The organism is Pseudomonas sp. CFSAN084952, from assembly GCF_009648855.1.
Taxonomy (GTDB): Bacteria; Pseudomonadota; Gammaproteobacteria; order Pseudomonadales; family Pseudomonadaceae; genus Aquipseudomonas; species Aquipseudomonas paracarnis.
Genome location: NZ_CP045767.1, coordinates 5,063,465 through 5,073,613, shown reverse-complemented (window position 1 = coordinate 5,073,613; position 10,149 = coordinate 5,063,465). Strand labels below are relative to the sequence as shown.

9 protein-coding genes are annotated in these 10,149 nt (G+C 61.9%); 2 read left to right on the top strand and 7 right to left on the bottom strand.

The genetic code is table 11. The features are described 5' to 3' along the window. Positions 1 to 10 precede the first annotated feature (10 nt). From GH769_RS23190 to GH769_RS23180, 3 genes are read right to left on the bottom strand one after another with little or no spacing between them, the layout of a single operon-like run. Positions 11 to 1,606, bottom strand: coding sequence for a GMC family oxidoreductase (locus GH769_RS23190; RefSeq protein WP_014720347.1), 1,596 nt, complete (start codon positions 1,604 to 1,606; stop codon positions 11 to 13). 53 nt (positions 1,607 to 1,659) lie between these two features. Then, positions 1,660 to 2,205: a hypothetical protein gene (locus GH769_RS23185; protein WP_020301931.1), complete on the bottom strand. Its 546-nt coding sequence runs from the start codon at positions 2,203 to 2,205 to the stop codon at positions 1,660 to 1,662. Positions 2,206 to 2,234: 29 nt separating this feature from the next. Further along, positions 2,235 to 3,662, bottom strand: a complete 1,428-nt coding sequence (locus tag GH769_RS23180; RefSeq protein WP_019817763.1) for a coniferyl aldehyde dehydrogenase — start codon at positions 3,660 to 3,662, stop codon at positions 2,235 to 2,237. Between the two features lie 145 nt (positions 3,663 to 3,807). Here GH769_RS23180 and GH769_RS23175 point away from each other — a divergent pair, with 145 nt between their 5' ends. Both GH769_RS23175 and GH769_RS23170 read left to right on the top strand, forming a co-directional pair. Further along, positions 3,808 to 4,479, top strand: a complete 672-nt coding sequence (locus tag GH769_RS23175; protein WP_005792294.1) for a TetR/AcrR family transcriptional regulator — start codon at positions 3,808 to 3,810, stop codon at positions 4,477 to 4,479. Between the two features lie 33 nt (positions 4,480 to 4,512). Continuing rightward, positions 4,513 to 5,367, top strand: coding sequence for a sulfurtransferase (locus GH769_RS23170; RefSeq protein ID WP_032902272.1), 855 nt, complete (start codon positions 4,513 to 4,515; stop codon positions 5,365 to 5,367). A 116-nt stretch (positions 5,368 to 5,483) separates the two neighbouring features. On the opposite strand, the gene GH769_RS23165 is transcribed toward GH769_RS23170, so the two are convergent. The 4 genes from GH769_RS23165 to GH769_RS23150 are packed head-to-tail and all read right to left on the bottom strand — an operon-like array spanning position 5,484 to position 9,989. Next, positions 5,484 to 6,482: a hydrolase gene (locus tag GH769_RS23165; RefSeq protein WP_014720343.1), complete on the bottom strand. Its 999-nt coding sequence runs from the start codon at positions 6,480 to 6,482 to the stop codon at positions 5,484 to 5,486. A 51-nt stretch (positions 6,483 to 6,533) separates the two neighbouring features. Next, on the bottom strand, positions 6,534 to 7,151 hold the full coding sequence (gene rsmD / locus GH769_RS23160; protein ID WP_014720342.1) for a 16S rRNA (guanine(966)-N(2))-methyltransferase RsmD: 618 nt from the start codon (positions 7,149 to 7,151) through the stop codon (positions 6,534 to 6,536). Next, positions 7,151 to 8,641, bottom strand: coding sequence for a pitrilysin family protein (locus GH769_RS23155; protein WP_032902273.1), 1,491 nt, complete (start codon positions 8,639 to 8,641; stop codon positions 7,151 to 7,153). Before GH769_RS23155 ends, rsmD begins: the two co-directional genes overlap by 1 nt. Continuing rightward, positions 8,634 to 9,989 carry a pitrilysin family protein gene (locus tag GH769_RS23150; RefSeq protein ID WP_014720340.1) on the bottom strand — a complete coding sequence of 452 codons (1,356 nt, stop codon included), beginning with the start codon at positions 9,987 to 9,989 and terminating at the stop codon, positions 8,634 to 8,636. The genes GH769_RS23155 and GH769_RS23150 overlap by 8 nt, the downstream gene beginning before the upstream one ends. Positions 9,990 to 10,149: the final 160 nt, after the last annotated feature.

Below are 10,149 nucleotides of genomic sequence, written 5' to 3'. Positions count from 1 at the left end.
CCCTGTCTTTTCATGCCGTTTTCAGACGTTCGGCCAATGCGCTCGCCAGTTGCGCGGTCAGTCCGTACACCGACAATTGCGGGTTGGCGCCAATGCTGGTGGGGAACAGCGAGCCATCGTGGATCGACAGGTTGCGCAACTGATGATGGCGACCCAGGCTGTCGGCAACGGCATTTTTTGGGTCTTCACCCATGGCGCAACCGCCCATCACGTGGGCGCTGCCCAGGGTGGTGCGATGCAGTTCCAGGTTCAGACCGTCGATCACGCTGCGGGCTTCGGCCAAGTTGTTCACAAAGCGCGCGTCGTGATGCAGGGGCTTGACCGATTTGGCCCCCGCCGCGAACTGAATCTCGGCCATGCTGTGGAAGGCCCGGCGCAGGCCGTCCCAGGCGTAGGGCGAGACCTGATAGTCGAGCACTGGGGTGCCGTCACCGCGTAACTCCACCGTGCCGCCTGGGCTGTCGGGGTGAAAGCCGTCGCGCAGCAGGGCGAGCATGGCGTGTGTGTGGGGTAATTGGTTCATGTCCAGGGCGTTCTGGTTGCCATAGCCACCAAACAGGGTGCTCGCCAGGCCTGGATGCAGGGGCGGTGCTTCCAGTTTGTAGGACATTTTTCCGGTAGTGCCGTCCTGCCATTGGAAATGGTCGGAGTAGATGGATTGCGGCGCACCGTAGAAGGGGTTGATCACCTCGTCGAACAGCCCGGCGGAGAAGTTGACCAGGTGCAGGAAGGTGCGCTTGCCCAGCCGCGAGTGTGGGTCGGGCGCGTCGGAGCGCATCAGCAGGGCCGGGCTGTTGATGCCGCCGCCCGCCAGCACATAGTGCTTGGCTTTCACGCTGATCTTGCGCCCGGTGGGCGCTACGCAGCGTTCGTCCATGGCCACGCATTCGAGGCTGCTGATGGTGTCGCCGCTGTATTTCAGCCGTTCGGCGCGGGCCAGGTAAAGCAGTTCGCCACCTTTTTCCAGAGTGGACGGGATGGTGGTCACCAGCATTGACTGCTTGGCGTTGACCGGGCAGCCCATGCCGCAATACCCCAGGTTGAAGCAACCGCGCACATTGCGCGGGATCACATGCCAGCTGTAGCCGAGCTTTTCGCAGCCTTTGCGGATCACATCGTTGTTGGCATTCGGCGGCAGCGCCCACGGCGCGATGCCCAGGCGCTGCTCCATTTTTTCGAACCAGGGCGCCATTTCGGCGCTGCTGTGGCCTTTGACCGCATATTCGCTGGCCCAATGCGCGAGGGTAGCGTCAGGGGTGCGAAAGCTGGAGGTCCAGTTGATCAAGGTGGTACCGCCCACAGCCCGGCCCTGCAGGATGGTGATAGCGCCGTCCTTACTCATCCGCCCGATGCCTTCCTGGTAAAGGCTGGCGTAGGCTTCGTCTTCCAGCAGTTTGAAATCACTACTGGTCTTGAGCGGGCCTTCTTCGATCAGCAACACTTTGTAGCCGGCGGCGCTGAGGATTTCAGCCGTGGTACCGCCCCCGGCGCCGCTGCCGATGATGGCGACATCCGCTTCCAGGGTCAGGTCGTTATCCAGGGCGGCGCCATTGTGGGTTTTCCAGCCACGGGCCAGGCCGTCGCGGAACAGATCGGGTACGGGCATAGGTGTGCTCTCTTATTCTTGTAGGAAGATGCAATCTTGGGGGATGGCCCAGGCTAGATCTTGGGCGGGCCGGGGTAGCCGCAATGGGCCCAGGACTCGGGCCGGAAGTACCAGGCCATGATCACTAGCTTGAGCAACGAGCCCTGGCCCATGCGCAAAAGGTTCAGGTAACTGTTTTCCCAGCGGTGCAGGAAATTGCGGATCTGTTCGCTGCTGGCGTTTTCCCAACTGCCCCAGATACCGGTCAGCGGGCCGCGGGTAATGCCCATGCCCAGTACGTCGAATAATTGCTGGGTGAGCTTGAACATCTCGGGGGACAAGTGCTGCAGGCTGTAATCGAGCTTTTTCAGGGTGCCCTCAATACCGGCAAGCACTTGTTCGGCACTGGCCGCGCCTTCCAGCAGCACCGGGATTACCGCCCGCAAGAATGGCAAGTCGCTGGTGCGCAACATCGCAAAGCCGCTGGCCGGCGTACTGCTGGAGCAACCGCTGAGGCTGGCGCCCAACCCGGCGGTGGCGAGGAAGGCGCTGGCACACAGGCCGATTTTCAAGACGCCGCGCCGTGACAGCGCGGGTGAATCAGTCAGGCTGGGGTTCATTGTTTTTATAGTCCCGAAGGTGGCGGTTATCAGCGGATAAACAGCTTCTGGATCAGCTTCTGGATCGACTTGCCATAAGGCGGGTAGATCAACTTCGCTGCGTTCAGGCGCTGTTTGACCAGCACACCCTTGGCCTTGCTGAACGTCAGGAAACCTTCGTGACCGTGGTAATGGCCCATGCCTGACGGGCCGATGCCACCGAACGGCATATCGTCCTGAGCGACGTGCAGCAAGGTATCGTTCAGGCACACGCCACCGGAGTGGGTTTCGTGGAGCACCCGCGCTTGTTCGCCTTTGTTGTAGCCGAAGTAATACAAGGCCAGTGGGCGAGGTCGCTGGTTGATGTAGGCAAAGGCTTGGTCAAGGCCGCGATACGGCACGATGGGCAGGAGCGGGCCGAAGATTTCGTCCTGCATCACGGTCATGTCGTCGCTGACATTCAACAGCAGGCTGTGGACCATTCGCCGCGCCTGGCCCTGCTCGTACAGCGGGATCAAGGTGGCGCCTTTGTCGGTGGCGTCCTTGGCGTAGGCATTGAGCCGGGCCAGTTGGCGTTCGTTGATGATGGCGGTGTAGTCCGGGTTGTCGACCAGCGTCGGATAAAACCCGCGCACGGCTTTGGAATAGGCCTCGACAAAGCCTTCCACGCGATCTTCGGGTACTAGCACATAATCTGGCGCCACGCAGGTTTGCCCGGCGTTCAAGGTTTTGCCGAAGGCGATGCGTTCGGCGGCGTCCTTGAGTGGCACATCGGCCGAGACAATGGCTGGCGATTTGCCGCCTAGCTCCAGAGTCACCGGCGTGAGGTTTTCGGCCGCCGCACGCATCACGTGCTTGCCTATGCTGGTAGCGCCGGTGAACAGCAGGTGATCGAAGCGCAACTTGGAAAACGCCATGCCCACGTCAGCTTCGCCCAGCACGACGCACACCAGGTCCTCGGGGAAGATCTTGGCCAGCAACGCCTTGAGCAGCTCACCGGTGGCCGGCGTGGACTCGCTGAGCTTGAGCATCACTCGGTTACCGGCCGCCAATGCCCCAACCAGCGGGCCGATGGCCAGGTAAAGCGGGTAGTTCCACGGCACGATGACGCCGACGACGCCCAGTGGCTGGTAAATGACTTTGGCTGAGGCGGGCTGGAAGGCAATGCCTACAGCGCGGCGGGAAGGTTTCATCCAGCCCTTGAGGTGTTTGCTCGCGTAGTGAATGCCATGCAGGCTAGGCATCAATTCGGCAAACAGGGTTTCGTCGGCGCTGCGATGGCTGAAATCCTGGCTGATCGCATAGATCAGCGCCTGGCGTTCGTCGCTCAGCAGATCCCGCAAAGCCTTGAGCCATTGCTGGCGCTGCCCGGCCGGCGGCATCGGGTTGGCGACGAAGGCGCGGCGTTGGGCGTTGAACAGGTTCTGGAGCTGATCCAGCGCCTGGGAATCTTGCAGGTAGGCAACGTTGGCAGACATGGCGCGGCACCGATTGTTATTGGTCTGCCTGGATTTTTAGAGTCATTGCTCTAAATTGTCAAATAACATTGCAGTAACATCCAGATTTATCCTGGCCGGGTTAGGCCGTAAGATGCCCCATCCCGTGTATAGAAGCTGATCCCCTATGGCACCACGAGTAAAGACCAGCGAGCGCATTGTGCAAACCAGCCTGGAGCTTTTTAACCAGCAGGGCGAGCGCAGTGTCAGTACCAACCACATTGCCGCCCACATGGAAATTTCCCCGGGCAACTTGTACTACCACTTCCCTAACAAGCAGGCGATCATCGCCGTGCTGTTCCGCGAATATGAAGCGCTGGTAGACAGTTTCCTGCGCCCACCACAGGGACGCACGATGGTGGTGGAGGATAAACGCTTTTATCTGCAAGCCGTATTGGCCGGCATGTGGCGTTATCGCTTCCTGCACCGCGACCTCGAACACCTGCTGGAGAGCGACCCGGAACTGGCGACTGGCTACCGGCGGTTTTCCCAGCGTTGCCTGATCCAGGGCGGCGCGATCTACCAAGGCTTTGTCGATGCCGGCATTCTCAATATGGACCCGGTGCAAACCGAAGCCCTGACCCTGAATGCGTGGATCATCCTTACCTCGTGGGTGCGTTTTTTGTGTACCACCAATGAAAAATCCACCCACCTGAGCGCCGAGGCGATCAAGCGCGGGGTGTACCAGGTGCTGGTGCTGGAGGCGGGGTTCGTTACGCCACAGGCTAAAGAGGCGGTGGATGCCTTGTTCAAAGAGTTTTACGTGCCGTTGAATCAGGCACTGGAAGAAGTGAAGTAAGACCTTTCCCCTTTGTATGCACAGGAGTCAGTCATGCCGCTTGCCCAACTGATCAGCCCCCCGCAATTGGCCGAGCGCCAACAGTCGAGCGGGTGGGTGATCCTGGATTGCCGCTTTGCCCTGGAAGACCCGGACTACGGCTTGTGCAGTTACGCCGAAGGGCATATCGAGGGCGCGCAATACGCCGACCTTGAGCGCCACCTGAGCGGCCCGGTGACCAAGGGCGTGACCGGTCGTCATCCTTTGCCGGCGGCGGACACGTTCGCCAGGCAACTGCGGGCCTGGGGCATCAGTGCCGACACCGATGTGGTGCTGTATGACGACGGCCCCGGTGCCTACGCCGCCCGTGCCTGGTGGCTGCTGGCCTGGCTGGGCAAGCGTGATGGCGTGTTTATTCTGGATGGTGGCCTCAAGGCCTGGCATGCCGCCGGTTTCCCCTTGAGCCTGGACGCGCCTGTGGTTGCGCCAGGTATCTTCGACGGTACGCCGGATAATCGTCTGTTGCTGGATGCCGAACACCTGCAAAAACGCCTGGGCCAACCTGGCCTGACCTTGATCGACGCCCGCGCCCAGCCGCGCTTTCGTGGCGAAGTGGAGCCCATCGATCCGATTGCCGGGCATATCCCTGGTGCGCAATGTGCGGCGTTCAGTGAAAACCTGGGCAGTGATGGTCGTTTCTTGCCGGCTGATCAGCTCAAGCAACGCTTTGCCGCGCAGTTGCAAGGGCGCCCGGCTCAGGAGCTGGTGGCGTATTGCGGGTCTGGGGTGACGGCGTGCCATAACCTGTTTGCGTTGAGCCTGGCGGGGTACCCGTTGGGCAAGTTGTATGCGGGGTCGTGGAGTGAGTGGATTACCGATCCAGCCCGGGAAATTGCGCAGGGCGATTAAACGATAGGTGTGAGCACTTCATCAAAGTGTGGGAGCTGGCTTGCCTGCGATAGCAGAGTGTCAGCCACCTCAACGTTGGCTGGCCCACCGCTATCGCAGGCAAGCCAGCTCCCACACTATTGACCGTATTGGGTCTGGAGCCATTGCGGGATCCGGCGCTCCAAATAGTAACCAGGACGCTTCAGCGAACCCTCCACAAACCCCACATGCCCGCCCTTGGCCAGCAACTCGAACTCGGTGCAGGCCGACAGCTCACTGGCGTCAGGCAAGCTGTGCGCAAACACAAACGGATCATCAGCCGCCTGGATAATCAGCGTCGGCGTGCGGATACCGCCCAGGTAATAGCGACTGGAGGCGCGGCGATAGTAATCCTCGGCACTCAAGAAACCATGCAGCGGCGCGGTTACCCGCCCGTCGAAGTCCCAGAATGTGCGCATCTTTTCCAGGGAACCAAGGGCCTCCAGGGTTTTGAGCCCATCCTCACGACCGTCCTGCAGGAACTGGCGTTGCTTGACGCGGATGTACGCCAGCATCTCGCGCATGAAGTGCTTCTGATACACCCGCGAGAACCCCAGGCCGATGCGATCGGCGCATTGATCCAGGCGAAACGGCACCGATACCGCCGCCGCGCCCTGCAGACCCGAGGCCTTGCCGGTTTCCCCCAGATGCTTGAGCAACACATTGCCACCCAGGGAATAACCCACCGCATACAAGGGCGCCAACGGCCGCTTGGCGCGCAGATGAGCAATCGCCGCCGCCAGGTCTTCGCTGGCGCCGGAGTGATAACTGCGAGCCAGCAGGTTGGGCTCGCCCGAGCAGCCGCGCCAGTTCAACGCGGCACTGGCCCAGCCTTGGGCCGCGAGGACTTTTTGCAGGCCGGCCACATAGGGTGAATTGGACGAACCGGTCAGCCCATGCAGCACCAGCACCAAGGGCGCTTGCACGTCATGGGGGCCATGCCAGTCGAGATCGAGGAAGTCGCCATCCTCCAGCCACAGGCGCTCACGCTGACGCTCGATGTGGGTGGTCGGCCGCCACAGCGGCCCCCACAGTGTCTGCAAGTGGGGGTTGCCGAGGCCGAAGGCGGGTTTGAATAAATCGGAAGAGGGGGTCATGAAACTCTCGGTAGCCAGTGAGCTCGCCGTGGCAAGCTCCCCAGCCACAGGTTAAGCGGCGTTTTCGACCAAACGATGCCACAACGCGTAATACACCCGCCCGGACTTCTGCTCCCGGTGCAGGCGCCAGCCACTTGGCAGGCCGAGCGTGGAGGGCGCGGTCTCGCTCTCAGTGTAGATCCAGGCATCCGGTGCCAGCCACTGGCGTTCTTCCAGCAGAGTGCAGACGGCCGGTAGCAGGTTCTGGTTGAACGGTGGGTCGAGGAACACTACATCGTATTCAGTCGCCGCCTGGGTTTCCAGGTAGCGCAGCGCGTCGGCCGTCTGCACCTGGCCGGTGGTGCAACGCAGCGTGCCCAGGTGCTCCTTGAGGCTGGACACCGCCACATTGCTGGCGTCCAGCGCCTGGCCCTGGGCCGCGCCACGGGACAGCGCCTCCAGGAACAGCGCGCCGCTGCCGGCGAACGGGTCCAGCACTTTGGCCCCGCCTATGTACGGCGCGAGCCAGTTGAACAGGGTTTCACGCACGCGATCAGGCGTCGGGCGCAGGCCCACAACGTCGGGGAAGCTCAGCTTGCGGCTGCCCCATTCACCGCCAATGATGCGCAGTTGGCCCACACCGTTATGCACGTTGTGGACAGGTTTTTTCGGGCGAGATGAACTGGCCATTAATGCTCCGGAACCCCGAGCGGCTGCTCGGCAGGTTTATCAGTGGGGGGCGGTAGTGGCTTTTGCGCAATCGTCGGGCCGGCGGTCACGATGACCATCTTGTCGGCGCTCAAGTGTTTGTTCATTGCAGCCTTGACCTGATCGACGGTCAGGGCCTGGGATTGTTTCATGAAATCTTCCAGATAGCTCAGCGGCAGGTTGTAGAAACCCATGGCACCCAACTGCCCGACGATATCGGCGTTGCTGGCGGTGGACAGCGGGAAGCTGCCGGCCAGCTCGCGCTTGGCGTCATCCAGTTCCTTTTGCGTCGGGCCGGTCTTGAGGTAGTCAGCCAATACGTCCTCCACCAGGCGCAAGGTGCCACCGCTCATTTCGGCGCGGGTCTGCAGGTTGATCATGAACGGGCCGCGCACCTGCATCGGTGAGAAACCGGAATACACGCCGTAGGTCAGGCCGCGCTTTTCACGCACTTCGCTCATCAAGCGAGTGCCGAAGCCACCGCCGCCGAGGATCTGGTTACCCAGGGACAAGGCTGCGTAATCCGGGTCGGCACGGTCGATGCCCAACTGCGCAAACAGCAGGTGGGTTTGCTTGGACGGGAACTCGATACGGCTCAGGCCGGCTTTTGGCTCGGTCGGCTGGGCGATCTTGGCCATCGCCGGCCCCTTGGGCAGCGAGGCGGAGACCTTGGCCGTCATGGCTTCGGCTTCGGCGCGGGTCAGGTCGCCCACTACTGCAATTACCGCGTTACCCGCCGCATAGGCCTTGGCGTGGAACGCCTGCAACTGCGCCAGGGTAATCTTCGGCACGCTCTTGGGGGTGCCTTCGCTCGGGTGCGCGTAAGGGTGGTCGCCGTACAGGCGCTTGAACAGCTCGATGCTCGCCAGTTTGCCGGGGTTCTGCTTCTGGTACTCGAAACCGGCCAGGATCTGGTTCTTGATGCGTGCCAGCGAGTCTGCCGGGAATGTCGGCTGGCCGATCACCTGGTTGAACAGTGACAGGGCGGCGTCGCGCTTGGCGCTGTCGCTCAGGCTGCGCAGGGTCACCAGCGCCATGTCGCGGTAGGCGCCGTTGCCAAAGTCGGCCCCCAGGCCTTCGAACCCGCTGGCGATCTGGCTGACATCCTTGCCCGGCACGCCTTCGTTGAGCATGGCGTTGGTCATCAGTGCCAGGCCTGGCACGTCGCCATCCTGGCTGCTGCCGGCGGCGAACAGCAGGCGCATGTCGAACATCGGCAGTTCATGGGCTTCGACGAACAGCACCTTGGCGCCTTCGGTGGTGGTCCAGGTTTGTACGTCGAGCTTGCGGTTGGTCGGTGCCTTGCCATCCAGTTCCGCCAGGGATTGCAGGGTGCTGGCCGTTTGAGCCTTGTCCAGGGCCTGGCTGGCGACCGACTCGCTGGGGCGCAAGAAGTAAACGGCGCTGGCCGCCATCAGGGTGACGGCGATCAGGCCGGGCAGGATCAGGCGGCTGTTTTTGCGATCACTCATGAGCGGTCTCCTCAGGCAAAACATGGGCGACGCTCAGACGTTCGCGGGTGAAATAAGTGCGTGCGGCCTTCTGGATGTCTTCCGGGGTCACGCTTTGCAGGTCGGCAAGCTCGGTGTCCATGAGTTTCCAGGACAGGCCGACCGTTTCCAGGGAGCCGATGGCCGTGGCCTGGCTGGTGATGGAATCACGCTGGTACACCAGGCCGGCAATCACCTGGGCACGGATGCGCTCCAGTTCTTCGGCGGTCGGCGGCTTGGCCTTCAACTCATCGAGCAGGCGCCACAGGCCGGCTTCGGCCTGGGCCACGGTTTTCTTCTTCTGCTGGTTCGGCGTGGCCGAGAGGGTAAACAGGCTGTCGCCACGGGTGTAGGCGTCGTAGTTGGTGGAAGCCGCGGACACCAGTTCCTCACCGCGTTCCAGTTGCTCGGAGATCCGTGCACTGTAGCCGCCGTCCAGCAGGGCCGAGATCAGGCGCAGGGCCTGCACCGAACGTTTGTCTTCAGCGGTGGCCAGGCCGGGCACGTTGAAGCCCAGGATCACACTCGGAAGTTGGGTCTGCACGTGCAGGGTCAGCAGGCGCTCGCCGGGCTCGGCCAGTTCCATCGGGATTTTTGCCGGCGGCACGTCACGCTTGGGGATCGGGCCGAAGTAACGTTGGGCGAGGTTTTTCACCTCGTCCGGGGTCACGTCGCCGACCACCACCAGAGTGGCGTTGTTCGGCACGTACCAGGATTGGTACCAGTGGCGCAGTTCCTCGACCTTCATGCGGTCCAGGTCGGCCATCCAGCCAATGGTCGGCGTGTGGTAGCCACTGGCCGGGAACGCCATGGCCTTGAAGCGCTCGAACGCCTTGGACATGGGGTTATCGTCGGTGCGCAGGCGGCGTTCTTCTTTGATTACCTCGATTTCACGGCTGAACTCGTCGGCCGGCAGGCGCAGGCTGGCCATGCGGTCGGCTTCCAGCTCAAAGGCTACGCCCAGGCGGTCACGGGCCAATACCTGGTAATACGCGGTGTAGTCGTCGCTGGTGAACGCATTTTCTTCGGCGCCCAGGTCGCGCAGGATCAGCGAGGCTTCGCCGGGGCCGACCTTGGCGCTGCCCTTGAACATCATGTGTTCCAGGGCGTGGGACAAACCGGTCTGGCCCGGGGTTTCGTAGCTTGAGCCAACCTTGTACCAGACCTGGGAAACCACCACCGGCGCGCGATGATCTTCGCGCACGACCACTTTAAGGCCGTTATCGAGGGTGAATTCATGGGTGGGTTGTGGATCGGCAGCCAAAGCTGAGAGAGGCAGACAAACTGTGCTGAACAGCAGGCCTGCGGCGCGGCGGGCTAGAGCATTCATTCGTTTTTAAACCTGTTGGGCTGCCCGCTTGGTCTTAGCGTCGGCGGGCGAGGAGGTGCTAGGATACTGGTCCGACTTAAGGACGGCCACTGCGGCTGTCTTGTGAAGGCCCTATTTAGGCCTTACAAAATGTTGCGCATGAACGAGCTGGCTAAAAAAC

Bases quoted from the DNA above. Each gene is read 5' to 3' on its own strand.
- GH769_RS23180 (WP_019817763.1), bottom strand. From the start codon at position 3,662: ATGTCTGCCAACGTTGCCTACCTGCAAGATTCCCAGGCGCTGGATCAG.
- GH769_RS23155 (WP_032902273.1), bottom strand. From the start codon at position 8,641: ATGAGTGATCGCAAAAACAGCCGCCTGATCCTGCCCGGCCTGATCGCC.
- GH769_RS23165 (WP_014720343.1), bottom strand. From the start codon at position 6,482: ATGACCCCCTCTTCCGATTTATTCAAACCCGCCTTCGGCCTCGGCAAC.
- GH769_RS23170 (WP_032902272.1), top strand. From the start codon at position 4,513: ATGCCGCTTGCCCAACTGATCAGCCCCCCGCAATTGGCCGAGCGCCAA.
- GH769_RS23190 (WP_014720347.1), bottom strand. From the start codon at position 1,606: ATGCCCGTACCCGATCTGTTCCGCGACGGCCTGGCCCGTGGCTGGAAA.
- GH769_RS23185 (WP_020301931.1), bottom strand. From the start codon at position 2,205: ATGAACCCCAGCCTGACTGATTCACCCGCGCTGTCACGGCGCGGCGTC.
- rsmD (WP_014720342.1), bottom strand. From the start codon at position 7,151: ATGGCCAGTTCATCTCGCCCGAAAAAACCTGTCCACAACGTGCATAAC.
- GH769_RS23150 (WP_014720340.1), bottom strand. From the start codon at position 9,989: ATGAATGCTCTAGCCCGCCGCGCCGCAGGCCTGCTGTTCAGCACAGTT.
- GH769_RS23175 (WP_005792294.1), top strand. From the start codon at position 3,808: ATGGCACCACGAGTAAAGACCAGCGAGCGCATTGTGCAAACCAGCCTG.